At 71.5% G+C, this 24,984-nt stretch carries 24 protein-coding genes, 1 tRNA gene and 2 rRNA genes; 17 read left to right on the plus strand and 10 right to left on the minus strand.

Annotation, left to right across the window (positions count from 1 at the left end; translation table 11 throughout):
• A 23S ribosomal RNA gene (locus KDL01_RS01855) occupies positions 1-125 on the plus strand; the annotation flags it as partial.
• Positions 126-237: 112 nt separating this feature from the next.
• Positions 238-354: ribosomal RNA gene (gene rrf / locus KDL01_RS01860) — 5S ribosomal RNA — on the plus strand.
• 107 nt (positions 355-461) lie between these two features.
• Here the strand turns inward: rrf and KDL01_RS01865 are convergent.
• From KDL01_RS01865 to KDL01_RS01890, 6 genes are all read right to left on the minus strand, one after another.
• Positions 462-704, minus strand: a complete 243-nt coding sequence (locus tag KDL01_RS01865) for a hypothetical protein (RefSeq protein WP_212526523.1) — start codon at positions 702-704, stop codon at positions 462-464.
• Positions 705-764: 60 nt separating this feature from the next.
• Positions 765-2,135, minus strand: a complete 1,371-nt coding sequence (locus KDL01_RS01870; protein ID WP_212526587.1) for a DUF58 domain-containing protein — start codon at positions 2,133-2,135, stop codon at positions 765-767.
• 341 nt (positions 2,136-2,476) lie between these two features.
• On the minus strand, positions 2,477-3,586 hold the full coding sequence (locus tag KDL01_RS01875) for an AAA family ATPase (protein WP_212526588.1): 1,110 nt from the start codon (positions 3,584-3,586) through the stop codon (positions 2,477-2,479).
• Positions 3,587-3,651: 65 nt separating this feature from the next.
• On the minus strand, positions 3,652-4,992 hold the full coding sequence (locus KDL01_RS01880; protein ID WP_212526524.1) for a DUF4350 domain-containing protein: 1,341 nt from the start codon (positions 4,990-4,992) through the stop codon (positions 3,652-3,654).
• Positions 4,989-5,699: a DUF4129 domain-containing protein gene (locus KDL01_RS01885; protein WP_212526525.1), complete on the minus strand. Its 711-nt coding sequence runs from the start codon at positions 5,697-5,699 to the stop codon at positions 4,989-4,991. Before KDL01_RS01885 ends, KDL01_RS01880 begins: the two co-directional genes overlap by 4 nt.
• Positions 5,696-6,862 (minus strand): hypothetical protein, encoded by a 1,167-nt coding sequence (locus KDL01_RS01890; RefSeq protein ID WP_212526526.1) that lies wholly within the window; start codon positions 6,860-6,862, stop codon positions 5,696-5,698. Before KDL01_RS01890 ends, KDL01_RS01885 begins: the two co-directional genes overlap by 4 nt.
• Before the next feature lie 219 nt (positions 6,863-7,081).
• Here KDL01_RS01890 and mtrA point away from each other — a divergent pair, with 219 nt between their 5' ends.
• The 11 genes from mtrA (at position 7,082) to pth (ending at position 18,840) form a co-directional block, all read left to right on the plus strand.
• Positions 7,082-7,759: an MtrAB system response regulator MtrA gene (gene mtrA, locus KDL01_RS01895; protein ID WP_034267548.1), complete on the plus strand. Its 678-nt coding sequence runs from the start codon at positions 7,082-7,084 to the stop codon at positions 7,757-7,759.
• 52 nt (positions 7,760-7,811) lie between these two features.
• On the plus strand, positions 7,812-9,710 hold the full coding sequence (gene mtrB / locus KDL01_RS01900) for an MtrAB system histidine kinase MtrB (RefSeq protein WP_212526527.1): 1,899 nt from the start codon (positions 7,812-7,814) through the stop codon (positions 9,708-9,710).
• Positions 9,711-9,712: 2 nt separating this feature from the next.
• A complete protein-coding gene (locus KDL01_RS01905; RefSeq protein WP_212526528.1) occupies positions 9,713-11,503 on the plus strand; it encodes an LpqB family beta-propeller domain-containing protein in 1,791 nt (596 codons plus the stop codon).
• Between the two features lie 371 nt (positions 11,504-11,874).
• A complete protein-coding gene (locus KDL01_RS42945) occupies positions 11,875-12,579 on the plus strand; it encodes a ComF family protein (protein ID WP_246575818.1) in 705 nt (234 codons plus the stop codon).
• Between the two features lie 305 nt (positions 12,580-12,884).
• Positions 12,885-13,565 carry a ribosome hibernation-promoting factor, HPF/YfiA family gene (hpf, locus tag KDL01_RS45050; RefSeq protein ID WP_212526529.1) on the plus strand — a complete coding sequence of 227 codons (681 nt, stop codon included), beginning with the start codon at positions 12,885-12,887 and terminating at the stop codon, positions 13,563-13,565.
• Positions 13,566-13,735: 170 nt separating this feature from the next.
• Positions 13,736-14,461: a response regulator gene (locus tag KDL01_RS01920; RefSeq protein ID WP_212526530.1), complete on the plus strand. Its 726-nt coding sequence runs from the start codon at positions 13,736-13,738 to the stop codon at positions 14,459-14,461.
• Between the two features lie 141 nt (positions 14,462-14,602).
• Positions 14,603-14,673 (plus strand) — tRNA-Gln (locus tag KDL01_RS01925).
• 76 nt (positions 14,674-14,749) lie between these two features.
• Positions 14,750-16,213 carry a bifunctional UDP-N-acetylglucosamine diphosphorylase/glucosamine-1-phosphate N-acetyltransferase GlmU gene (glmU, locus tag KDL01_RS01930; protein ID WP_212526531.1) on the plus strand — a complete coding sequence of 488 codons (1,464 nt, stop codon included), beginning with the start codon at positions 14,750-14,752 and terminating at the stop codon, positions 16,211-16,213.
• A gap of 243 nt (positions 16,214-16,456) precedes the next feature.
• On the plus strand, positions 16,457-17,434 hold the full coding sequence (locus KDL01_RS01935) for a ribose-phosphate diphosphokinase (protein WP_212526532.1): 978 nt from the start codon (positions 16,457-16,459) through the stop codon (positions 17,432-17,434).
• Positions 17,435-17,625: 191 nt separating this feature from the next.
• Positions 17,626-18,243, plus strand: coding sequence for a 50S ribosomal protein L25/general stress protein Ctc (locus tag KDL01_RS01940; RefSeq protein WP_212526533.1), 618 nt, complete (start codon positions 17,626-17,628; stop codon positions 18,241-18,243).
• 18 nt (positions 18,244-18,261) lie between these two features.
• Entirely contained in the window at positions 18,262-18,840 is a 579-nt protein-coding gene (gene pth, locus KDL01_RS01945) for an aminoacyl-tRNA hydrolase (RefSeq protein WP_212526534.1), read from the plus strand.
• Between the two features lie 29 nt (positions 18,841-18,869).
• Here pth and KDL01_RS01950 read toward each other — a convergent pair whose 3' ends face one another.
• The 4 genes from KDL01_RS01950 to KDL01_RS01960 all read right to left on the minus strand — a co-directional run bounded on the left by KDL01_RS01950 (position 18,870) and on the right by KDL01_RS01960 (position 21,354).
• Positions 18,870-19,547, minus strand: a complete 678-nt coding sequence (locus tag KDL01_RS01950) for an IS630 family transposase (RefSeq protein ID WP_246575827.1) — start codon at positions 19,545-19,547, stop codon at positions 18,870-18,872.
• On the minus strand, positions 19,457-19,918 hold the full coding sequence (locus tag KDL01_RS42960; RefSeq protein ID WP_246575819.1) for a helix-turn-helix domain-containing protein: 462 nt from the start codon (positions 19,916-19,918) through the stop codon (positions 19,457-19,459). The genes KDL01_RS01950 and KDL01_RS42960 overlap by 91 nt, the downstream gene beginning before the upstream one ends.
• Before the next feature lie 113 nt (positions 19,919-20,031).
• Positions 20,032-20,829, minus strand: a complete 798-nt coding sequence (locus KDL01_RS01955; protein WP_212526536.1) for a hypothetical protein — start codon at positions 20,827-20,829, stop codon at positions 20,032-20,034.
• Positions 20,830-20,847: 18 nt separating this feature from the next.
• Positions 20,848-21,354 carry a SigE family RNA polymerase sigma factor gene (locus KDL01_RS01960; protein WP_212526537.1) on the minus strand — a complete coding sequence of 169 codons (507 nt, stop codon included), beginning with the start codon at positions 21,352-21,354 and terminating at the stop codon, positions 20,848-20,850.
• 78 nt (positions 21,355-21,432) lie between these two features.
• Between KDL01_RS01960 and hemL the strand changes: the two genes are divergently transcribed.
• From hemL to KDL01_RS01980, 4 genes are all read left to right on the plus strand, one after another.
• On the plus strand, positions 21,433-22,743 hold the full coding sequence (gene hemL / locus KDL01_RS01965; RefSeq protein WP_212526538.1) for a glutamate-1-semialdehyde 2,1-aminomutase: 1,311 nt from the start codon (positions 21,433-21,435) through the stop codon (positions 22,741-22,743).
• A gap of 10 nt (positions 22,744-22,753) precedes the next feature.
• Positions 22,754-23,419, plus strand: coding sequence for a histidine phosphatase family protein (locus KDL01_RS01970; RefSeq protein WP_212526539.1), 666 nt, complete (start codon positions 22,754-22,756; stop codon positions 23,417-23,419).
• Between the two features lie 116 nt (positions 23,420-23,535).
• Positions 23,536-24,120 (plus strand): TlpA family protein disulfide reductase, encoded by a 585-nt coding sequence (locus tag KDL01_RS01975; protein ID WP_212526540.1) that lies wholly within the window; start codon positions 23,536-23,538, stop codon positions 24,118-24,120.
• Positions 24,121-24,123: 3 nt separating this feature from the next.
• Entirely contained in the window at positions 24,124-24,954 is an 831-nt protein-coding gene (locus KDL01_RS01980) for a cytochrome c biogenesis CcdA family protein (RefSeq protein WP_212526541.1), read from the plus strand.
• The last annotated feature ends 30 nt before the right edge of the window (positions 24,955-24,984 follow it).

Consider the following 24,984-nt stretch of genomic DNA (forward strand, 5'->3'; position numbering starts at 1 on the left):
AGATGAGTCCTCCCACCACCTTGAGTGGGTAAGGCCCCCTAGAGACCATGGGGTTGATAGGCCGGACATGGAAGCGGGGTAACTCGTGGAGTGGACCGGTACTAATAGGCCGAGGGCTTACACACCCATCAAGATTCTCTTCTGCTGCAGCGCAGCACACACTCGCATCCACTATCTGGTTCACAGGTACCCGACCCGCCCCTGCCCGGGGTGTGTGGTTGATGTATCTGACGAACGTGCGGCGGTCATGGCGGCGGGGAAACGCCCGGTCCCATCCCGAACCCGGAAGCTAAGCCCGCCAGCGCCGATGGTACTGCCAGGGAGACCTGGTGGGAGAGTAGGACGCCGCCGCACTACACGTAAGCCCTGTAGGCCCCCGACCAGCAATGGTCAGGGGCCTACAGGCATTTGTGCACGAATTCGGATGCTCGGGCTTCAGCATGCGCTGCCTCGCCGGGCGATCACAGCCCCCGAAGCGCCTGCTCGAGGGTCGCATAGATCGACCAGCACAGAATCGATCCGTCGTCGAAGATCGTCCCCATGTACCAGTCGTCGTCGCTGACGCATTTCACGACACAGAGCTCGTGGCACGCGATGACCAGCTCAGGTCGGAGACCGACCTCGACCTGTCCGGAGAAGTCCGCGGTGACGGCCATGGTGGGTTCCAGCAGGACCGCGGTGACATCACCGGAGACGGCGCGCACTCGTTCGACGGTCCATCCGGTAGGCAGGAGGCTGGCCACGGCTCAGTATTTCAGCCGCTGTCAGAGCTTGCCGCGGACCTTCAGCGACAGGTACTTGTCCGCGAGGGCGGGGGCGAAGTCGCTGGGAACCTCGTCCACCACTTCGACGCCGATGCGGTCGAGCTCGGCGGCGGTGCCGCGGCGCACGCTCAGGGCGAGTTCGGACGAGGCGGCGGAGAACACCGCGTTCGCGTTGCCGCGGCCGGCCGCCATCTCGGCGATGCGGGGATCGGCGACCGAGGCCACGATGACGGTGTGCTTCCTCGTCAGCTGCTTGAGCTCCGGGAGCAGGCCCTCGTGGATCGCGGCCGCGTCCAGGCTGGTCAGCAGCACGATCAGGGAACGGCGGCGCACCTGGGCCAGCAGCTGGCGGGCCAGGCCGCTGCCGTCGAGTTCGACGAGGGCGGGCTCGAGGGTGGCCATGGCGTCGCTGAAGAGCGCGAGCGTGCGGCCGGGCAGGGCGCCGGTCACCGAGACGCGCAGATCCTGGTCATAGGCAAGCAGATCCACGCGGTCTCCGGCGCGGGTGGCCAGGGCGGCCAGCAGCAGCGCGGCGTCCATCGCGGAGTCCAGCTTCGGCTCGTCGCCCACCCGGCCGGCGGAGGTGCGGCCGGTGTCGAGGGCGATCACCACGTGGCGGTCGCGTTCCGGACGCCAGGTGCGCACCACGACGTCGTTGCGTCGGGCGGTGGCCCGCCAGTCGATCGAACGCACGTCGTCGCCGATCACGTATTCGCGCAGCGAGTCGAACTCGCTGCCCTGACCGCGCACCAGAACCGGTGTGGCGCCGTCGGTTTCGCGCAGTTGCCGCAGCCGCATCGGCAGGTGCCTGCGACTGTGGAACGGCGGCAGGACGCGCAGGCGCCACGGGACCTCGTGCGAGACCTGACGTCCCGCCAGGCCGAACGGTCCGAACGTGCGCACCGTCACCAGGTCGGGCCTGCGGTCTCCGCGCCGGGTCGGCGTGAGCACCGTCTCGACGTGCTGCACCGCTCCCGGAGGCAGGTCGAGCGTGTGCCGGGGCTCCACGGGCAGACGCCCAGGCGCCGCGGCCGCGGGGGAGTCGGCGGACGCCGGTTCCCGGGGAACGCTGCCGGCGCTCGGCGTCCAGGCGTCGCGCAGGACTCCCTGCAGGGTGCGCTGACCGGTGTTGCGGACCAGCAGGCTGACATGCGCGGTGGCGCCGAGGCGGACCGCCGCGTCGCCGCCGCGCTCGAACTCGAGGTCCTGCGGCCGGCCGCACTGCACCAGGTCCATCGCGATTCCGGTGCCCAGCACGGCTTCGAACGCCGCGGCACACAGCAGCCCGGGCACGTGCAGCAGGCCGGAGCCCGCCGCCACGGCCACGCTGCCCAGCCCGGCGACCAGGCCGGTGCGCCCGGTCAGCACGATGCTGCGCACGGCGTGCCGGGCCGAGTGGGTGGTGCGGGCGTCGTGCGCTTCAGAAGTGCCGGTACCGACGGGTGCGGGGGCAGCCTGATCGTGAGGGATTGCGGCGAAGTCGGTCGGCAGGATCCGCGTGGGGACGGGCCCGGGCGCGGAGGCAGCGGCGGCATGGGTCTGCGTCGTACCCGCCGCGGCCGCCCAGCTCCCGCCGCCCTGGACCTGCGTCGGGGGCAGTGGCGCGGGCGGCTGCCCGCCCTGGCCCCAGGCTGCGGGCGTGCGCGGGGGCACCGGCGGCTGCTGGGGCTGAGCCTGAGCCGGGGTGTCCGCGCCGCGCCTGCTGCCTGTTCTCACCGTGGGACGACCACGGCGCCGAGGATCGAATCGAGCACGGAGTCGGCCGAGACGCCCTCGAGCTCCATCTCCGGGCGCAGCCGGACGCGGTGCCGCAGCACCGGCTTGGCCAGTGCTTTGACGTCGTCCGGGGTCACGTAGTCGCGGCCGGAGAGCCAGGCCCAGGCGCGCGAGGCCTGCAGCAGCGCGGTCGCGCCGCGCGGGGAGACACCGACCTCGAACGCGGCGGAGGCGCGGGTCGCGCGGACCAGGTCGGCGATGTAGCCGAGCACCTCGTGCGCGGCCGTCACCCGGCGTACCGCCGCGCGGGCCACGGCCAGCTGCTCCGCGTCCGCCACCGGCCGCACGCCCGCCGCGGCGAGGTCGCGCGGGTCGAAGCCCTTGGCGTGCCGCTCGAGCACCGCGATCTCCTCGTCCCGCGAGGGCAGCGGCAGCACCAGCTTCAGCAGGAACCGGTCCAGCTGCGCCTCCGGCAGCGGGTAGGTGCCCTCGAACTCCAGCGGGTTCTGCGTCGCGGCGACCATGAAGGGCGTCGGCAGCGGGCGGGACTCGCCGTCCATGGAGACCTGGCGCTCCTCCATCGCCTCGAGCAGCGCCGCCTGGGTCTTCGGCGGGGTGCGGTTGATCTCGTCGGCCAGCAGCATGTTCGTGAACACCGGGCCCTCGCGGAAGGAGAACTCCGCGGTCCGGGCGTCGTAGATCAGCGAGCCGGTGATGTCGCCGGGCATCAGGTCCGGGGTGAACTGCACCCGCTTGGTGCCCAGCGAGATCGACGCCGACAGCGCGCGCACCAGCAGCGTCTTGGCGACACCGGGCACGCCCTCGAGCAGCACATGCCCCTGGCACAGCAGCGCGATGACCAGGCCGGTGACGGCCGCGTCCTGGCCCACCACCGCCTTCGCCACCTCGGTGCGCACCCCGCGCAGGGCCCGCAGCGCCGCGGCCGCCTGCGCCGCCTCGGCGGACTGGCCCTGTTCGGGCGCGGACGGGGCCTGTGCGGGGGTGGCCGGCCGGGTCGGGATCGGCTGCGGCGCGTCGGCGTACGGCGTGGCCGGCAGCGTCGCGTCGAAGGGCTGCGCCTGGGGCGGGACCCCGGGCGCGGGCATGGACTGGTGCGGTACCTCGGGAGCGCCGTCGCTCACCGGTGTGACATGCGTGGCTCCGGACTCGCTCACCGTGACCGGACCTCCTGTTCCAATCGGTCGAGCTGGTCGGTCAGCCGCACCAGTTCGGCTTCGGTCTGCGGCACGTCGCCCGCGAGGACGGCGTGTACCTCCTCGGGGCTGTGCCCCAGCCGCGCCGCCAGGGGCGCCACCAGCATCTGCGGGGATCTGCCCGCGGGACCGGCCGGAAGTCCCAGCAGCGGCGCCACCCGGCGGGCCGTGGCCGCGCGCAGCAGGCCGGCCGCCCGGCCGTGCGCGGCGGCCCTGCGGTAGAGATTCGCGTGGCCCTCGACCGTCTCGGCCGCGCGGACCCGCACCGGCAGGGCCTCGCCCACCAGCCGTCCCATCCGCCGGGCCCGCCAGTACGCCAGGGCCGCGGCCGCGACCACCAGCTGCAGCACGGCCCACCAGATCCAGTGCGGCAGCAGCGAGTTCACCTGCAGCGCGCCGGCTCCGCCCGCCTGCGGCGGGGCGGTGGGCAGCAGCGTCTGGTTGCCGCTGCCGGCCCCGCCGGACTGGGAGCCGCCGTCGCAGGCCGAGCCGCCGCAGCCGCCGAGGTTCGGGTCCTCGGTGAACGAGGCGGCCAGCCACACCAGGTCGGAGTGCGCGCCGAACAGCCGCAGCGCCAGGGCCGCGTCCCCGTCGTCGGTCAGGTACCTGTTCTCCGCGAACGACGTGGTGCCGAGCACGATGACGTCGCCGCCGGTGTGGTCGTCGTGCAGCGAGACCATTGTGGGCTCGTGCTCCCCGGCCGCGGACGCGACGTCGTAGCAGCCGGTCACGTCGGAGACGTAGGCGGACGCGGTCGACGCGGTGGACTGCGCGCTTGGACTCGCGCTCGGCGAGGCCGAAGCCGTGGCCGTGGCCTTCGGCTCGTTGATCGCGTAGAAGGTGGAGTAGTCCGGCGCCAGGATCGTTCCGGCCACGGCGGCATCGGCCTGGTCGCAGGAGGCCTGCAGTCCCGTGGTCGTGCTCCGCTCCGGGTCGTCGCTCGACCCGGCCAGGGTCACCCCGGGAGCGAACGCCGCGAGCAGGTCGGCGTCGGTGGTCAGCACGATCACCCGGCCCCACTGGGCGGTGGCGAGCTCGGAGACCTCGGCCGCGGAGAGCCCGACCTCGTCGTCGTTGATGACGAGGGTGGAGTCGGGTCCGGCGTCGCCGAGGGCCTCGTCCGGGGACTGGGCCGTGTCGTACTCGACGCCGTTCTCCATCAGCAGATTGAGCAGGGCGTCGTTGTTCGTCGGGTCGGCCAGCGGGCCGCTGTCCGCCCCGGCCATGGCGGCCGGGCCGAGCGCGAGCGCGGCGGACATCAGCACCAGCGCGAGGCTCCGGCGTGCGTGCTGCCTCATCGGCCTACCGCCTGCTCTCGCGTGCTCACGGCCTCGTCCACGGCGCTGATCACGCTGTAACCCTCCGGTGTGCCCAGGTACTCGCCGTATTCGACCTCGTCGAAGGCCTGGGCCGCGTCGAGCAGGGCCGCGGAGTGCTCGGGCAGGACCAGACCGGCGTCCCAGGCGGCCTCGTCGGCGGTGCGGTCCCGGCGCTCGGGCAGCAGAGCACGTTCATCGAGCACTGCGATGGTCGCCCGGAACCGCTCGCGGATGGCCTCCTGCCAGTCGCCGCCGCGGGCCGCCTGCTCGGCGTTGTGCCGGTGCAGGGCGGCGCCGGTCAGCGGGCGCTCGGCGGCGGCGCCGAGATGCTTGGGGGCCTTGGACTTCCGGGTCTCAGTGCCCTTGTCCTTCTCGGACTTCTTGTCCTTCGCGTCCCGGCGCGGCTTGCCGAGTTTGCGCAGGATCAGCAGCAGCACAATGCCGAAGATGACGATGAGCACGACCACCAGCAGCGTGGTCAGATCGCTCGAGGAGTGGTGCGCCGCGGCCGCGGTGGCCGTGGGCGACGGAGTGGGGGTCGGACTCGGCGACGGAGAGGCCGTGGTCGGCGGTGGCGGCGTGGTGGGGGCCAGGTGGTACTTGCCCTGGGACAGCTCCTGCTGCGCCAGCTGCTGTGCCTGCTGCTTGTCCGGCGTCACCGGCACGTCGGCGCGGATCACGCTCATGCGCTCGGGCCTCCGCTCCCGCGCCGCGGTGCGATCTGCGCCAGCCGGGCCCAGGCGATGCGGATGTCCAGGCCCTCGCGGCGGAAGCGGCGGTCGACGTAGACCAGCACGGCCGTCGCGGCCCGGTAGGGCGTGGTCAGCAGCCCGGTCAGCAGGTAGACGAGCGCGTAGGTCAGCAGCCACCAGCTGAAGCCGGGACTGCCGGGCAGGGCCGCGAACTGGGCGCCGACGCCGTAGGTCTTGCGCAGTTCGGCCCCGATCACGTCGAGGGCCGCGGTCGCCGCCGCCACGATGAGCAGGGTGAGCAGGCAGGTCCAGGCGATCCGCAGCACCCCGCGCCGGGCCAGCCGCCGGGACCGGCGCAGCGCCGCGGCCACGCCGATGCCCTCCAGGGCCGCGGCCGGGGCCGCCACCGCGGTCGTGGCGGTGAGCAGGACGCAGGGTATGCCCAGGGCGAGCAGCACCAGCACGTACCAGCCGGCCACGATGCTGCCCGGGTGTATCGCCGAGCTCCAGGCCATCAGGCCGAACAGCACCGTCATCACGATCCGCGGCAGCGAGGTGATCAGCGCGAGCGCGTAGAGGCGGGCCACCCGGCCGCGCAGCAGCGTGCGCAGAGCGGTGGCGTCGGCCGGCTCGGCGTCCACGTAGGCCTTGACCGAGGGGGCGAACAGGCCGGCGACGACCGTGGCGGCGAATCCGGAGCAGACCACCGCGATGAGGATCTCGGTGGTGACCAGGCTGACCCGCTCGCCCTTGCTCGGCGCGAAGGAGGCCACCGTGTCGCCGATCAGGTTCGTGCTGATCCACATCGGGTGCGCCTGCACCGCCGTGCTCACGGCCCGGTTGAACCACCAGGTCAGGGCGAGCGCGACGGCGCCGCAGGCGGTGATGACCGCGGCCGCGCGCACCAGCAGGAACCTGGGCAGCGTGGGCAGCGCGCCGATCGCGCCGTCGATCAGCTCGAGCACGGTCATCGGGCGCAGCGGGATGGGCCGCTGCCGGAACTCGCGTCGTCGGGCCGGCCGGCCCGGGGCGGTGAGCAGGGGCGTGGCCGCCGGGGCCGGTCCCGCCGGACGCGTGGGGCCGGTGTTCGGGGGCGTGACGGCGGTGGACGGCGAGGTCCACGGCCTCGTCGCCTCACCTGCCGGAGTCTCGGGCATTCCCCACCCTCGCCGCGGTTCGTTGAACTCCACGCGGCCTCTCCCGCAACCGCGTAGGGTGCAGATTCTGTCATGCCAGGTAGAGACAAATCCACCGTGCCATAGACGGGCGTATCCACGCCGAGGCCCCCAAGGCCTTGTCGACTACGCGAACTAGGTGTGAAGTTGTCGCTGTATGCGAGGATGTCTCGGTAACCCCGTGGAAGGAGCGAACCCCGTATGAAGGGTCGCGTGCTGATCGTCGACGACGACACCGCGTTGGCGGAGATGTTGGGCATCGTCCTGCGGGGCGAGGGCTTCGAGACCGCCGCTGTCGCCGACGGTGACCGCGCGTTCAGCGCCTTCCGGGAGTTCAAGCCGGACCTGGTGCTGCTGGACCTGATGCTGCCCGGCCGGGACGGGATCGACGTGGCCAGGCAGATCCGGGCCGAGTCCGGGGTGCCGATCGTCATGCTGACGGCCAAGAGCGACACCGTGGACGTGGTGGTGGGCCTCGAGTCCGGCGCCGACGACTACGTCATCAAGCCGTTCAAGCCGAAGGAGCTGGTGGCGCGGGTGCGCGCGCGGCTGCGTCGCGCGGACGAGCCCAAGCCGGAGACCCTGGCCATCGGGGACCTGACCATCGACGTGGCCGGGCACTCGGTCAAGCGCGGCGGCGAGCCGATCGCGCTCACGCCGCTGGAGTTCGACCTGCTGGTGGCCCTGGCCCGCAAGCCCTGGCAGGTGTTTACCCGCGAGGTGCTGCTCGAGCAGGTGTGGGGTTACCGGCACGCTGCCGACACCCGTCTGGTGAACGTGCATGTCCAGCGGCTGCGCTCGAAGATCGAGCACGACCCGGAGAAGCCGGAGATCGTCATCACGGTCCGCGGCGTCGGGTACAAGGCCGGCCCGGCCTGAGCCGCGTGCGGACGGGCATAACGGGTCACGACGCGATGGGTGGCTGCTGATCATGGCGCTCAGGTGGCGCCGGTGGGGCGCGGCCGCACTGCGCTTCCCCGGACAGGTGCGCTCCCGCTGGCGGCGGTCGCTGCAGTTCCGCGTGGTGGCCGTGACGATGGTGCTCTCCGTCGTGGTGGCGGTCGGGCTCGGCGAGTACGTGGCCGACCGGGTGGCCCGGGGGTTGCAGTCGACCCGGCTGACGGTGGCCTCCGGCGTGGCCGAGTCGGGCTTCGCCCAGACCCAGTCCACGCTGCAGTCCTTCGGCTCCGGCACCACGGCCAACGGCGGCAACGCGGACGCGCTGGTCTCCAGCCTGACCGACCAGCTCAACCGGGGTTCGGCCGGCGGCCAGCTCTACCAGGTCGCGGTGGAGCTGGTGGACGACGGCAGCAACTCGGTGGCGCCGGAGAGCTCGCTCAACTTCGACCCGTCCAAGGTCCCGTCCGAGCTGCGCGACCAGATCAGGAACTCCTCCGACCACACCTACCAGCAGTACGCGGTGTTGCAGGAGAGCTCGCCCGAGGGCCCCAAGAGCGTGCCCTCGGTGATCTTCGCCCGGCAGGTCTCGACCAACTCCGGCCTGGTCGCCGACATCTTCTACGCGTTCCCGCTGGCCCAGGACCAGCAGACGCTGAACCTGGTCGAGGAGTCGCTGGCGCTGGCCGGGCTGATCCTGGTGCTGGCGCTGGCCGGGATCGCCTGGTTCGTCACCCGGCAGGTGGTGGTGCCGGTGCGGATGGCCGCGGCCATCGCCGAGCGGCTGGCCGCCGGGCGCCTGGACGAGCAGATGCGGGTGCGCGGGGAGGACGACCTGGCCTCGCTGGCCACGTCCTTCAACAAGATGGCGATGAATCTGCAGAGCCAGATCCGCAGGCTCGAGGAACTCTCCCGGATGCAGCGGCGCTTCGTCTCCGACGTCTCGCACGAACTGCGCACGCCGCTTACCACGGTGCGGATGGCGGCCGACCTGATCCACGACGAGCGCGAGAGCTTCGACCCGACCGTGGCCCGGTCCGCCGAGCTGCTCCAGACCCAGCTGGACCGGTTCGAGGAACTGCTGGCGGACCTGCTGGAGATCAGCCGGTTCGACGCCGGCGCGGCCGTGCTCGACGCCGAGCCGGTGGACCTGCGGGTGCTGATCCAGAAGGTGGTGGACTCCGCCGAGCCGCTCTCCGAGCGCAAGGGCAGCCGGGTGATCACCCGCTTCCCCGAAGGCCCGGCGGTGGCCGAGGTCGACACCCGCCGGATCGACCGGATCCTGCGCAACCTGGTGGTCAACGCGATCGAGCACGGCGAGGGCAAGGACGTGGTGGTCTCCGTCGCCGCGGACGAGGACGCGGTGGCGGTGAGCGTGCGCGACTACGGCGTGGGCCTGCGTCCGGGCGAGTCCTCGCTGGTGTTCAACCGGTTCTGGCGGGCCGACCCGGCCCGCGCGCGCACCACCGGCGGCACCGGCCTCGGCCTGTCGATCGCGCTCGAGGACGCGAAGCTGCACCGCGGCTGGCTCCAGGCCTGGGGCGAGCCGGGCGGGGGCACCCAGTTCCGGCTGACCGTGCCGCGCACCGTCGGCACCGAACTGCTGCACTCGCCGATCCGGCTGGAGCCGGAGGATTCGCAGCACCACCAGCGCCACCGGCGGCTGCCGCCGGCCTCGTCGCACACCCGCGGCCTGGTGCGGGCCGGGATGACGCAGCCGCCGGAGCTCGGGCGCTCCGCCTCGCGGCTGGAGCTGACCGCGAGCACGTTCGTACTGCCCGGCCCTGACGAGAACCCGCCGCCGCCTGCGCTCAGCGCGGGTACCGGCGTGGGTCCGGGAGCCGGGATCGGAACAGGAGCGGGGACCGAGGACCCCGGCTCACCCGAGGGCGAACGCGCCGATCGGGCGCGGGACGAGGGGGAACAAGCGTGAGGATGCAGCGCGTTCCGGGGCGGGCGATACGCGTGGCCGGGCTCGGCGCGCTGGCCGGGTGCACGGCCGGCTGCGTGAGCCTGCAGACGAGCGGGCCGGTCACGCCGGTGACGCAGGCGGGCGGCGGAGGCTACTCGCAGATCCAGATCTGGCCCTCGCCGCCGTCGGGCGACGAGCAGCCGGGCAACCTGGTCGCCGGGTTCCTGCAGGCCGCGCGCAGCGGCTCGGCCAACAGCGGCATCGCCGCCGCCTACCTGACCGCGGCGGCGCAGCAGCAGTGGAAGACGGACCAGAAGTCGGTCATCGTCGTGGCCGACGGCACCCAGACCGCGCCGACGGCCTCGGACGAGGGCGGGACGGTCGAGACGGTCTCGGGCGACGTGGTGGGCGTGCTCGACGCGCACGCGCAGTACTCGGCCCAGATGGGCGAGCAGCCGTTCAGCTTCGGGCTGACCAAGACCGACAAGGGCTACCTGATATCGAGCCTGCCGCCCGGTTTCGGCGTGGTGCTCCAGCAGTCCGAATTCGAGTCCGAATACGCCGTGCACGACATCTTCTTCGCGAACGCGCAGCAGAACGGCAAGCTGATCCCGGCTCAGGTGTACCTGCCGGGCACCGACTCCGACCAGGCCGTCGCGAACCAGCTCACCGCGCTGGTACTGGCCGGCGTCCCGGCCCGGCTCGGCGACTCGGCCGTGAACGGGGTGGGCGCGGCCACGCTCAAGAGCCTGGCGTTCGAGCCGGACGACTCGGTCCTGGTGACGCTGGCCGGAAAGGCCTGCTCCCAGCCGCGGGCCGAGTGCAACACGCTCGCGCTGCAGCTGGCCGCCACGCTCTCGGCGGGCGTGAGTACGAAGGTGAGCAGCGTGCGGGTGGTCGACGCCGACGACAGCGCCTCGGGCCAGACGCTGGACGGCGTGGACTTCGGCGCCTACTACAGCTACGGGCTCGGCAACGGCGCCGCGGCCAACGACGTGTACGCGGTGACCAAGGACGGCCAGGTCGAGCGGTTCGGCCTGAACCCGGGGTCCACCAGCACCGCGCCGCAGCCGGTGCAGTTCGGCTCGGCCAAGACCAAGTTCGGCCAGGTCGCGGTCCAGCCCGGGCGCCAGAACATCGCGCTGACCAGCCAGGACGGCACCCAGCTCTACATCGTCGACCAGGAGCCCTACACCGGCCAGCTGCACTCGGTGTTCAACGGCACCGACATCTCCTCGCTCAGCTGGGACGGGCTCGGGCACCTGTGGTTCACCGCGGTGAGCGACGGGGTCACCGAGATCTACCGGTACAGCGACGGAAACTACTACCAGGTGCAGGTCGAGGGGCTCGACGGCGCGGTGGGCGACATCGCGGCCGCGCCGGACGGGGACCGGGTGGCGGTGTCCTACCAGTCCAGCGCGGACGGCTACTCGGTCGCCATCGGCACGGCGAGCGGCCAGTTCGACGACTCCTGGACGCTCGAGTTCCAGGGCGCGGCGACGGTGGCCGACTCGTGGACCCAGGTGCTCGACTTCGGCTGGTACAAGGAGGACACCCTCTCCGTGCTCGGCATCCCGGCCGTGGCCGGCTCGCTGCGGCTCTTCCAGCTCTACGCGGACGGCTCGCCGGTCTACTACTCGCTCACCCAGCAGCCGATCGAGGCCAACCCGGTCACCGACACCCAGGACGTGTGCTGGAACTCGGGCGGTCAGCCGATCGCGGCCACCAAGGAGGGCAAGCTCTACGTGCTGTCCGTGGAGGGACAGGACGCGCAGCTGCTGACCGCCGGACCGGTGAGCTCGCCGAGCTACTAGGGGCTGTACGGAGTCCAGATCTAGGCGGAACGGCCCAGCGCCCTCGGGGCCTGCCTTCGGCGCCGTGGCTTCGCCTGGCCGCCTGTCCGGAACGCCCACAGACGACCGAGTATGAGGGCGCCCCGGACAGGCGCCCAGACTCGCCGCTGAGCCGTTCCGCTGATCTAGATCTGAACTCCGCACAGCCCCTAGCGGCGGCCCCGGGCCTGTGTGACGGGCACCCGCGGGCCGGATCCGGGCCCTGCGCCGGCCCCGGACCCGGATCAGCTCTCGAACTCACGGCGCACCGGAGCGGATGTGCGCTCGATCCTGCGGATTCTCGCGCTCCGCGGGACTGACGCGCGCTCAGCACTCCGCCTATCATCAGTCAGATGAGGCTCAAGAGCTGGGGACTGCTGCTGGCGGACCTCCTGCTGCCGCTCGAGTGCGCGGGCTGCGGCGAGGCGAGGTCCCGATCCGCGCTGCCCGGGCTGTGCACCCTGTGCGCGCTGAGCCTGTCCGGCCCGCCGCTGCCCGCGCGGCTGCTGCGGCCGCAGGACGGGCTCGGGCCGGTGCCGCCGGTGCACGCGCTGGCGGCGTATCTCGATCCGGTGCCGGAGATCATCATCGCGCAGAAGGAGCACGGGCGCCTGGACCTCGCCCGCCCGCTCGGCCAGGAGTTGGCCAGGGCGGCGGAGGCGGCGGCCTGCGGGTGCGACCCGCTGTGGCTGGTACCCGTCCCCTCCACCCGCTCGGCCACGCTGCGCCGCGGCCAGGACCCGATGCTGCGGATGGCCCGCGTCGCCGCCCATCGGCTGCGAGAGAGCGGTCGCAGCGCCGCGGTGCTGCCCGCGCTCACGCACCGGCGGAAGGTGGCCGACCAGGCCGGCCTGGGCCGGCGGGCCAGGGCGGAGAACCTGGCCGGGGCGCTGGCCGTGCGCTCCGCCAGCGCGCGGCTGCTCGGGGAGCGGGCCGTGGTGCTCGTGGACGACGTGGTGACCAGCGGCGCGACGCTGGCCGAGGCGGCCCGGGCGCTGACCGCGGCGGGCAGCACGCCGGTCGGCGCGGCCGTGCTCGCGGCCTCGCGGCTGCGCTGAGCGCCGCGTCGGCCTAGGCCCCACTGAATGCCCCGTTCCCGTCCTTCGCCGAGGTATTCCTGGGACGGTCTCACCTTTCACCCGCATGGATGAGCGCGGGGCTCTTGGCTCTACCGTATGGGCGCTCAGGGGATTACGTTCCTGAATACGAGGCAATACGGTCTGCCCGGGCAGCTCGACCCGCTGCCCTACCCGACCCGTCCCGCCCCAAACGAGAGGCTGCTATCTCTGCATTTCCATTCAACCGCGGACGATTCGGGCGTATGGTCGGACAAGCCTGACGGAACAAGCGAGAGGGTGCACCCGTGGAGATTGTCGTGAAGGGTCGCAAGGCTGAGGTGACCGACAGGTTCCGCAAGCACGTGGAGGACAAGCTCAGCCGGATCGAGCGCTACGACCAGAAGGTGATCAGCCTCGATGTCGAACTCTCGAAGGAGCGCAACCCCCGCCAGAACGGGCGCTCGGAGCGCATCGAGCTCACCATGCGCGGCCGCGGGCCGGTGATCCGCGCTGAGGCCTGCGCGCAGGACGCCTACTCCGCCCTGGACATGGCGGTCGGCAAGCTCGAGGCGCGGCTGCGCCGGGCGGCCGACCGGCGCAGGGTCCACCACGGCCGCCGCACCCCGGTCTCGGTCGCCGCGGCCACCTCGGGCCTGACCGACTCCGAGCTGGGCGGGGACAGCCTGCCGGTCCAGGAGGAGCACGCGAACGGGCACGAGCGGCACATGGTCGGCTCGATCGAGGTCGAGGGAGACGGGCCGCTGGTGGTCCGGGAGAAGACGCACGCGGCGCCGCCGATGGCGCTGGACCAGGCGCTGTACGAGATGGAGTTGGTGGGCCACGACTTCTTCCTGTTCGTCGATTCCGAGACCAAGCTGCCCTCGGTGGTCTACCGCAGGCGCGGCTACGACTACGGTGTGATCCGTCTGGACGACGCCGCCCACTTCAGCGGGTACGAAGCCGAGCTCGGTCAGGCCGCGGCCTGACCGCGAGGAGCGCTCGGCTCCGCCCGCGCGTGCAAGCGTGCGAATGCACGTCGCGCGGAGGGCTATTATCAGGAGTCATCGACCCCAGACGATGATGGTCCGACTACGGAGTGTGCCCGGCCGAGTCCCGGCCGGGCACGGCGAGCGGTGGAGTCCGAGGGAGGGGCTGGATGACCGAGACCCGGCAGGGGCCCGCGGTGCCGGCGCAGCGCGGAGATGAGCCGATCAGGGTTCTGTTGGTGGACGACCACGCCCTGTTGCGGCGGGGGCTGGACATCGTGCTGCAGACCGAGCCCGACATCGTCGTGGTCGGCGAGGCCGGCGACGGGAGCGAGGCGGTGGCCAAGGCGGCCGAGCTGCTGCCGGATCTGGTGCTGCTGGACGTGAAGATGCCCTCGCGCGACGGGATCGGCGGCGGGATCCAGGCCGCCGCGGCGATCAAGGAGGTCGCGCCGTCCACCCGGATCGTCATGCTCACCATGAGCGAGGAGGAGGAGGACCTCTACGAGGCGATCAAGGCCGGTGCGTCCGGCTACCTCCTCAAGGGGATCCTGCCGCACGAGATCGCGGACTCGATCCGCGCCGTGGTGGGCGGGCAGTCGCTGATCTCACCGCCCATGGCCGCGAAGCTGCTGACCGAGTTCGCCACGATGGTGCGCCACGGCGAGGACCGCAAGAACCCGGGTCCGCCCGCGCCCCGGCTGACCGACCGCGAGCTCGAGGTGCTCAAGCTCATCGCGACCGGCGCGAACAACAGCAAGATCGCCAAGACCCTGTTCATCAGCGAGAACACGGTCAAAAACCACGTGCGCAACATCCTGGAGAAACTCCAGCTGCACTCGCGGATGGAAGCGGTCATGTACGCCGTCCGCGAGAAGATCCTCGACCTGCCCTGACGGCCCGTCGCGTTGCCGGGCCGCGGCGAGCGCCGTACCGATCCGTCCTGACACACCCTCAGGCCGGGCGCCGCCGCGGCGAGGCAACGCGTTGGCGGCCGGGTGCGCGCATACGGCATCATGGACCTGCGTTCCCCGCGATCCCGGGTCGTCTAGCGGCAGGACATCAGATTTTGGTTCTGAGTACGGAGGTTCGAATCCTCCCCCGGGAGCAACAAGATCACCGTGAGGTCACGGGCAGCCGGTAGGCTCGGCGGCGAAACCCTCGTCGACGCGGAGGCAGTCAACGTGCCCACTGAGAATCGACCCGCCGCGGTCATCGTCCTCGCCGCCGGCGGCGGCACCCGGATGAAGTCCGCCACTCCCAAAGTCCTGCACGAACTGTGCGGCCGCCCGCTGGTCGGCCACGTCGTGGCGGCGGCGCGGGAACTCGGGCCGCAGGAGCTCGCCGTGGTGATCGGCCACGGGCGCGAGCAGGTGGCCGCATACCTCGAGGCGGCGGACCCGGCGGCGCGGGCCGTGGTCCAGGACCAGCAGCTCGGCACCGGCCACGCCACCCGGGTGGCGATGGAGGCGCTGGCCGCGCAGCGCGAGCTCGACGGCACCGTCCTGGTCGTCACCGGCGACGCCCCGCTGCTGACCGCGGGCACCCTGCGGGCCCTGCTGGCCGCGCACCAGGACGCCGGGCGGGCGGTCACCGTGCTCAGCGCGATCGTGCCGGACCCCGCCGGCTACGGCCGGATCGTGCGCGAGGACGGCGCGGTCGTGGCGATCGTGGAGCAGCGCGACACCGACGCGGCGCAGGCCGAGATCACCGAGATCAACTCCGGTCTGTTCGCCTTCGACGCCAAGGTGCTGCGCGAGGCGCTCGGCCGGGTCGGGCGGGAGAACTCGCAGGGCGAGGAGTACCTGACCGACGTGCTCGGCCTCGCGGTGGCCGACGGCCTGGCCGTGGGCGCGTACGTGGTCGAGGACTGGCACGAGACCCTGGGCGTGAACGACCGGGTGCAGCTGGCCGAGATGCGCCGGCTGCTCAGCCGCCGGATCAACGAGGCGTGGATGCGCGAGGGCGTCTCGATCATCGACCCGGCCAGCACCTTCATCGACGTCCAGGTCGAGCTCGAACGGGACGTGGTGGTGCACCCCAACACCCAGCTGCACGGGGCCACGGTCATCCGCGAGGGTGCCGAGATCGGGCCCAACTGCACGCTCACCGACACCAGCGTCGGCACCGGCGCGGTGGTGACGAACACCACAAGCGAAGGCGCCGAGATCGGCCAGGACGCCACCGTCGGCCCCTACACCTACCTGCGCCCCGGAACCCGGCTCGGCGCCGGGTCCAAGGCCGGCGGCTTCGTGGAGATGAAGAACGCGGTGCTCGGCCAGGGCTCGAAGGTGCCGCACCTGTCCTACGTGGGCGACGCGCGCATCGGCGTCAACTGCAACCTCGGCGCGGGCACCATCACCGCGAACTACGACGGGGTGAGCAAGCACCGCACCGAGATCGGCGACTTCGTCTTCGTCGGCTCCAACAGCGTCCTGATCGCCCCGGCCAAGATCGAGGACGGCGCGTTCGTCGCGGCCGGCTCCGCCGTCAACGCCCCGGTCGGGCCGGGCGAGCTGGCCGTGGCCAGGTCCCGGCAGCGCAACATCTCCGGCTACATCGAGCGCAAGCGCCCGGGCAGCCCGGCCGCGCACGCCGCCGCCCGAGCCCGCGAGGCGGACGAGGCGATGGCCGAGGAGGGCGACTGAGCGGCGGCTCGGCCCCCGAGACGCCGAGCGCGTGCGGGCGGTGCGGGGCGGGTCCCGGCGGAAAATCGGGATGAACCCCACACCGCCGTATGGTGTCCGCGGGGGTGATCGCCGGACAATTTCTGCGACAATAGGGCGGGGCAGATCCGTCCGTCTGGCGATGGAACGGGTACCGCCTCCCGTTCCACCGCATTCGCCACAGGATCGGGCACACTCCGTCGAAGCCGTCAAGGAGCACCGCGCGTGACCGGGATCGAGGCCGCCGGCCAGAAGAAACTGATGCTTTTCAGCGGCCGGGCACATCCGGAGCTCGCCGAGGCCGTGGCCCGGGAGCTCGGGGTGGAGCTCGCGCCGACCCAGGCCAGAGACTTCGCCAACGGCGAGATCTATGTGCGCTTCGAGGAGTCGGTGCGCGGCAGCGACGCGTTCGTGCTGCAGAGCCACACCGCGCCGATCAACCAGTGGATCATGGAGCAGCTGATCATGGTGGACGCGCTCAAGCGCGCCTCCGCCAAGACCATCACCGTGATCATGCCGTTCTACGGCTACGCCCGGCAGGACAAGAAGCACCGCGGCCGCGAGCCCATCTCCGCCCGGCTGATGGCGGACCTGTTCAAGCAGGCCGGCGCGCACCGGATGATGGCCATCGACCTGCACACCGACCAGATCCAGGGCTACTTCGACGGCCCAGTCGACCACCTGTGGGCGATGCCGCTGCTGATCGACTACATCCGGGAGAACATCGACCGGGACCGGCTGACCATCGTCTCCCCGGACGCGGGCCGGGTGAAGGTCGCGGACAAGTGGTGCGACAAGCTCGGCGCCCCGCTGGCCATCGTGCACAAGCGGCGCGACGTGAACGTGGCCAACCAGGTCTCCGTGCACGAGATCGTCGGTGACATCAAGGACCGGGTCTGCGTCCTGGTCGACGACATGATCGACACCGCCGGCACCATCTGCGCCGCCGCCGACGCCCTGTACGAGAACGGCGCCGCCGAGGTCGTGATAGTGGCCACCCACGCGGTCTTCTCCGGACCGGCCGTGGACCGGCTCAAGAACTCCCGGGTGAGCAAGGTCATCGTCACCGACACCCTGCCGCTGCCGGACGAGCGCCGCTTCGACAAGCTCACCGTGCTCTCCGTCGCCCCGATCGTGGCCCAGGCCATCTCGGAGGTCTTCGACAACGGCTCGGTGACCTCGATGTTCGAGGGCGTGGCGTAACCCCCCGGCTTACACCGGCTAGAATCTCACCAACGCCCGGCGAGGGAGTGGCCGGCCGCGCTCAGCGCTGCCGGCGGGCTCCGTGATCGACGTGCTGATCGCGCTCCAGGCGCGGCGGGAAACCCGCCGCGCGCGGGTTCGATTCGCCAGATCGTCCAGGCTGAAACCGATCCCGTCTAGGAGGCATCACCATGTCCGAGATCAAGATAAGCGCCGAGGCGCGCGAGAACTTCGGCAAGGGCGCGGCGCGTCAGCTGCGCCGCGACGGACGCATCCCCGCCGTGCTCTACGGGCACAAGGAAGAGGTCGTCCACCTGTCCCTGCCCGAGCACGAGCTGTTCCTCGCGCTCAAGACCCCGAACGTCCTGCTGAACCTGGACCTCGGCGGCAAGAGCCAGCTGGCGATCCCGAAGGCCGTGCAGAAGGACCCGGTGCGCCGCACCCTCGAGCACGTCGACCTGCTGCTCGTGCGTCGCGGCGAGAAGGTCACCGTGGACGTCCCGGTGATCACCACCGGCGAGATCGCCCCCGGCGGCCTGCTCGAGCTCGTGTCCACCTCGCTCTCGGTCGAGGCCGAGGCCACCCACATCCCGGCCTCCTTCGAGGTCTCGGTGCAGGGTCTCGAGGAGGGCACCCAGGTTCTGGCCGGCCAGGTCAACCTGCCCAACGGCGTGACCCTGGTCACCGACGCCGAGGCCGTCGTCGTGCACGTGCTCACCCCGGCCGCGACCCTGGTCGAGGAGCCGGCTGAGGAAGAGGCCGGCGAGGGCGACGAGGCCGAGGCCGAGGCCGGCGCGGACTCCGAGTAGTCCAAGTAGTCTGCACGCATGAACGAACCCTGGTTGGTGGTCGGGCTCGGTAACCCCGGGCCCGGCTACGCCGCCACCCGGCACAACGCCGGGTTCATGGTCGCGGACCTGCTGGCCGAGCGCATGGCCGGCAGGTTCAAGGCCGGCAAGGGCGCGGCGCACGTACTCGAGGGCCGCATCGCCGGCGAGCGGGTGGTGCTGGTCAAGCCGCAGTCCTACATGAACCTCTCCGGCGGCCCCACCGTCGCCGCGCAGAACTTCTACAAGGTCCCGCTCGAGCGGATCATCGTCGTGCACGACGAGCTCGACATCGACTTCGGCGCCCTGCGGCTCAAGCGCGGCGGCGGCGACGGCGGCCACAACGGCCTGAAGTCGATCACGAAGTCCCTCGGCTCGCGCGAGTATCTGCGGGTGCGCTTCGGCATCGGCCGCCCCCCGGGCCGCCAGGACCCGGCCGACTTCGTGCTCAAGCCCTTCGCCTCCACCGAGGCCAAGGAACTCCCGCTGAACGTCGACCGAGCCGCGGACGCCGTCGAGGCGCTGCTCACCGGCCCGCTGGAGACCGCGCAGAACCGGTACCACGGCGCAGCCGTTTAATGCCGATTGCTGATCGGCTGGGCGGGTGCTCATGGCCAGTCAAGTCCGGTATGTCGCAGGAAGGGCGTGAGCAGTTCGGGCTGCTTGCACAGCCGGTCGAGCGCGCGGCCGGCGGCGTCCGTCAGTTCGGCGAGGTTGGCGGCGCAGTAGTTCGCCAAAGGGCCGTTCTTGATCCACGCCCAGATCTGCTCGACCGGGTCGAGTTCGGGCGCGTAGCCGGGCAGCGGCACCACGCTGAGCCAGGAGGCGTTGGCGGCGATGAACGCCTTGGTCTTGCGGCTGGTCACGTGCGCCGAGAGCCGGTCCCACACCAGGATGACCTTGCCCGGGCCCAGGCGTGCGTGCAGGTCGGTCAGCAGCGGGCCGAACTCGTTCTCGGTGAACGAGGCGTTCGGCGCGAGCGCGTAGAACATCTTCGGCAGACGCCCGGCCCGGTAGCAGGCGAACGCGGCCATCGAGGTCTTTCGCTCATGGGCGTAGGAGCAGCGCAGGATCACCCGCGCCCCGCGCTTGGCCCAGGTGCCGCGGATCGGCGGGGTGAGCATCGCCCCGGCCTCGTCCTCGAATACGATCCACGCCCGGGTGCGCTTGGCCTGCGCGACGATGTCCGGCCAGGTCACCTCCCGCCACTCGGTGATCGCCTGCTCATCGCGCTGGACGGCCCGGCGTCCCGGGCGGTGATGGGAGTAGCCGATCCGGCGCAGCAACCTCCAGACCCCGGCGGTGGCCGCGAAGCGCACCCGAACAACTCCTCGATCAGGTCGTTGACCCACTTGAGCATCCACCGGTCCTGCTCGTGACCATGTGCGAGCGCACCCCGGTCCAGCTCCGTGACCAGGACCGCGACCTGCTCCTCATCGAGCAGACGGGGATGGCCGGGACGGCCGGTCGAACGCAGGGCCTCGGCCCCGCCCTCTTCCCACCGCGCCTTCCACAGGTCGACCGCGGAATCGCTCACCCCCAGCGCCTCGGCGATCACCACGTTCGGCACGTGCTGCTCGAACAGTTCCGCGGCCCGCAATCGCCGCTTCTCCCGGAACGCCCGCTCCCGGCCACCCGGAGTCATGGAAGTACCCATACTTACGGTCTACCACCACTGCCAACAGCCCAGCCGATCAGCAATCGGCATTAATCACTGCCACGCCGCAGCCGCTGAGAAGCGCTGTCACGGCGCGGCGGTCGGATGTGGCGTCAGGACCCCGGCAGTTCCGAGGGGATGGGCGTGGCGGTGGAGCGCACCCAGCTGCCGAGCAGGCCGACCGAGGCCGCGTCGGTGTAGATCTCCTGCATGGCGTCGGACAGGCCGAGCGCTCGGAGCTGATCGTTGGTCAGCACCCGGGGCTCGGACTTCGGCGAGATCGACGCCAGGCCCTGCGGCTGCAGGCCCGCCGTGGCCGTGGGGTTCTCATAGTCGGCCATGATGATGTACCGCATGGAGTCCCCGGTGAAGACGTACGCCAGGTCCATATGGCCGGGAGCGAACGCGTGCACGGTGCCGTCGGCGTTCGCGGAGCACCCCGCGGGCACTATCGCGCAGTCACTGGGCAGGGTGGTCACCAGGGGATAGGGAGTCGTGGCCGAGGACCCGTAGAAGATGAAGCGCAGCAGCCAGGACTGCGAACCCTCCGTCACCTCGAAGGCCGCGTACTTGTCGATGCCGCCGACGCCGAGAGGGAAGTAGCTCGGCTTCCAGACCACCTTCGCGCCGGGTACCGGCCAGTCGCTCTGCAGCAGCTTCGCCGCGTCGTAGGCGAACTGCTGCAGGCTCTGCGTGGAGCCTGTGCCCACGGACGCCCCGGTCGCGGTGTGCGCCCACGGCGAGGCGATGGTGAGCGTGCCGACGCCGAGCACCAGCGCCGTGCTCGCCGCCACCATCGTCGCGCGCTTGGTCTTGGTACGCCGCTGGTGGATCCGGGTCACCTCGGCGAGCTGGTCGGGCAGGTCGGGCAGGTCGTCGACGGCCGTACCCATCAGTTCGTGCAGATCCATGGTTCTCTCCTCGTCCGATCAGTGCGTGGCGAGCTCGGCGAACCGGTCGCCGAGCAGGGTCCTGAGTTTCTCCAGCGAGCGCGAGCACTGGCTCTTGACGTTGCCCTCGCTACAGCCGAGCACGGCCGCGGTCTGCTCGACCGTCAGGTCCTCCCAGTAGCGCAGGATCACCATCGCCCGCGGCTTCGGTGGCAGGGCGCGCAGCGCCTGAAGGATCGTCAGCCGCAGGTCCGCGGAACCGTCCTGGGCCGAGGTGTCCGACGGGGCCCGGCTCAGCGCGAGCGCCTGGACCTCGGCCTCCCGCCGCAGCCTGCGCCGCTCGGTCAGGAACACCCGGATCAGCACCGTGCGCGCGTAGGCGTCCGGATTCGCCGCCTCGCGCACCCGGTTCCAGGACCTGAGCAGCGCCACGAGCGTGGACTGCACCAAGTCCTGCGCGCGGTCCCGGTTCCCGCTCAGCAGATACGCGGTCCGGTACAGCTGTTGTTGTCGCTCGCGGGCGAAGTCCGCGAAATCCTCATCCATACCCCTGTCAGAGCGCCGCCGGCGGCCGCGGGTTGCACCGCGTCCGGGACCGCCCGGACGCGATGAGAGACTGGGGCGGTGAGCTACGACTACGACGCCCCCGCCTCGGCCAAACTCTTCGACCGCGCCCAGCTGGTCACCCCCGGCGGGGTCAACTCGCCGGTGCGCGCGTTCCGCGGCGTGGGCGGCACGCCCCGGTTCATGGTGTCCGGCAAGGGCGCCTACCTCACCGACGCCGACGGGCGCGAGTACGTGGACCTGGTGTGCTCCTGGGGGCCGATGATCCTCGGCCACGCGCACCCGGCGGTGCTCGAGGCGGCGGGCGCGGCGCTGGCGCACGGCACCTCCTTCGGCACGCCCAGCGAGGGCGAAGTGGTTCTGGCCGAGGAGATCGTGGACCGGATCGCGCCGGTCGAGCAGGTGCGGCTGGTCTCCTCCGGCACCGAGGCCACCATGTCCGCGATCCGGCTGGCCCGCGGCTACACCGGCCGGTCCAAGGTGGTGAAGTTCGCCGGGTGCTACCACGGACACGTGGACGCGCTGCTCGCCGCGGCCGGCTCCGGCCTCGCGACGCTCGCGCTGCCCGACACCCCCGGGGTGACCGGCACCCAGACCGGCGACACGATCGTGCTGCCGTACAACGACATCGAGGCCGCCCGCGCCGCGTTCGCCGAGCACGGCCAGCAGATCGCCTGCGTCATCACCGAGGCCGCCGCCGGGAACATGGGCGTGGTCCCGCCGCGGCCCGGCTTCAACGCGGCGCTGCGTGAGCTCTGCCACACCCACGGCGCGCTCTACATCTCGGACGAGGTGATGACCGGCTTCCGCTGCTCGCGCGAGGGCTGGTTCGGCATCGACGGCGTCGTGCCCGACCTGATGACCTTCGGCAAGGTGATGGGCGGCGGCTTCCCGACCGCGGCCTTCGGCGGCCGCGCCGAGGTGATGGCCCAGCTCGCCCCGATCGGCCCGGTCTACCAGGCCGGCACGCTCTCCGGGAACCCGGTGGCCACCGCCGCGGGCCTGGCCACCCTGCGCCACTGCACCCCCGAGGTCTACACCCGCCTCGACGCGACCGCCCGCACGGTGGCCGCGCTGGCCTCCGAGGCGCTGACCCGCGAGGGCGTGGCGCACCGGGTGCAGTTCGCCGGGACGATGTTCTCGATCTTCTTCACCGACACCGAGGTGGTGGACTACGCCACCGCCAAGACCCAGGACACCGAGCGGTTCAAGGCCTTCTTCCACGCCATGCTGGCCGGCGGCGTCTACCTCCCGCCGAGCGCCTTCGAGGCCTGGTTCGTCTCGGCCGCGCACGACGAGGACGCCGTCGCCCGTATCGCCGAGGCCCTGCCCGCCGCCGCCGCGGCCGCCGCGGCCGCCGTCAACTCATAGGATGAGTGCCATGACGCAGATCGATCCCGGGGTCAAGACCGTCGTGCACCTGATGCGCCACGGCGAGGTGCACAACCCCCAGGGCATCCTCTACGGACGCCTGCCCGACTTCCACCTGTCCGAGCTCGGGCGCAAGATGGCCGAGCGCGGGGCCGAGTTCTTCGCCGAGCGCGACGTGGTGCACGTGGTGGCCTCGCCGCTGGACCGGGCGCAGGAGACCGCGGCGCCGATCGCGGCGCGCCGGGACCTGGAGGTGGCCACCGACGGGCGGCTGATCGAGGCGGCGAACTTCTTCGAGGGCAAGCGCTTCAGCGTCGGCGACGGCGTGCTCAAGCGGCCGCAGGTGTGGTCCAAGCTCTACAACCCGATGCGTCCGTCCTGGGGCGAGCCGTACAAGGAGCAGGTCGCGCGGGTGCGCGCGGCGCTCGAGACGGCCAGGGACAAGGCACTCGGGCACGAGGCGGTGTGCGTCAGCCACCAGCTGCCGATCTGGGTGAGCCGGCTGGCCGCCGAGCACAAGCACCTGTGGCACGACCCGCGCAAGCGTCAGTGCTCGCTCGCCTCGATCACCTCGTTCGTCTTCGTCGGCGAGCAGCTCGTCGGGCTCGAGTACCACGAGCCGTCCAAGGACCTGCTGCCGGTCAAGACGACGAAGAAGTTCGTCGCCGGGGCTTAGACCGGGTCCGCGGAAACCGCCGCGTCCGGTGTGCCCGGACGTGCGGCAAACTGAACCTCCCTGAGAACGGCTGACCCGACGGCTTCGTCCGGAATCGGCCGTGCGAGACTCTTCGCATGGTCGCATGGAACCCAGGCCGTCGGGCCGGAGTGCTCGCGCTCACCCTGACCGCCGTCGCCGCGTTGGTGGCCGGCTGTTCGGGGTCGGGCAGCTCCGATGGAGGCAACATCGGGTACGTCAGCGTCTCCACCGGTATCACCCAGATCAACGCCGCGGACCGGCAGAGCGCCCCGGCGCTGTCCGGCACCACGCTCCAGGGCGCCTCGTACGCGACGTCGTATACGGGCCACGTCACCGTGATCAACGTCTGGGGCTCGTGGTGCACCCCGTGCCGCGAGGAGGCGGCCGATCTGGCCGAGACCTACCAGAAGTTCAAGGGCAAGGGTGTCGAGTTCCTCGGCATCAACACCCGGGACGACAACGCCTCGGCTCTGACCTACCAGCAGTACTTCAAGATCGACTACCCCTCGTTGCAGGATCCGGATGAGGCCCTGGTGCTCGACCTCAAGCAGATCATCCCGGCCACCAGCGTCCCGGCCACGGTGATCGTCGACGCCAGCGGCAAGGTCGCGGTGCGCTGCCTCGGCGCGATCACCGAGCCCGAGCTGATCAAAGAGCTCGACTACGTGCTCGGGAGCTGACCGGTGTCCTCCGTCGGTTCCCTCGTTTACAGCGGCTCGCTGCTCCTCGCGGTCCCCGTGGCCGTAGCGGCGGGGGCGGTCTCCTTCGCCTCACCGTGCGTGCTGCCGCTGGTGCCCGGCTACCTGTCCTACGTCACCGGCATGTCCGCGGTGGACGCGCAGGACCGGCAGCGCGACGCGCAGGCGCAGGAAGTCGGGGCCGACGGGGACGCGGCCACGGCCCGGCGCGCCCGCTTCGGCTCGCGGCACCGGACCCTGCTCGGCGCGGTGCTGTTCGTGCTCGGATTCTCCGCGGTGTTCGTCTCCGCCGGGGCCGCCTTCGGCTTCGTGGGCGATAATCTGTTGTCCCATCAGCGCGGCCTCGACATCATCTTCGGCTGCGTCATGATCGTCATGGGGATCTTCTTCGCCGGCCTGGTGCCGGACCGCTGGAGCGCGTGGATGCAGCGCGACCTGCGGGTGCACTACCGGCCGACGATGGGCCTGCTCGGCGCGCCGCTGCTCGGGGTGGTCTTCGGCCTCGGCTGGACCCCCTGTCTCGGGCCGACGCTGACGGCGGTTCAGGAACTGGCCATCGACCAGGGCACGGCCACCCGCGGTGCGGTGCTGGCCGCGTTCTACTGCCTGGGGCTCGGCCTGCCGTTCCTGCTCACCGCCCTGGCCTTCGGCCGGGCGATGCGCGCCTTCGGCTGGATAAAGCGGCACTACACCGCGGTCACCCGGTTCGGCGGGGCCATGCTGGCCCTGGTCGGGGTGGCCCTGGTCAGCGGGGTCTGGCAGCAGCTGATCACGCACATGCAGAGCTGGGTGCACGGTTTCAGCCTGCCCCTGTAGTTCACGCGGGGAAGACGAGAAGGACATTCC

The organism is Actinospica durhamensis, assembly GCF_018139695.1.
Taxonomy (GTDB): domain Bacteria; phylum Actinomycetota; class Actinomycetes; order Streptomycetales; family Catenulisporaceae; genus Actinospica; species Actinospica durhamensis.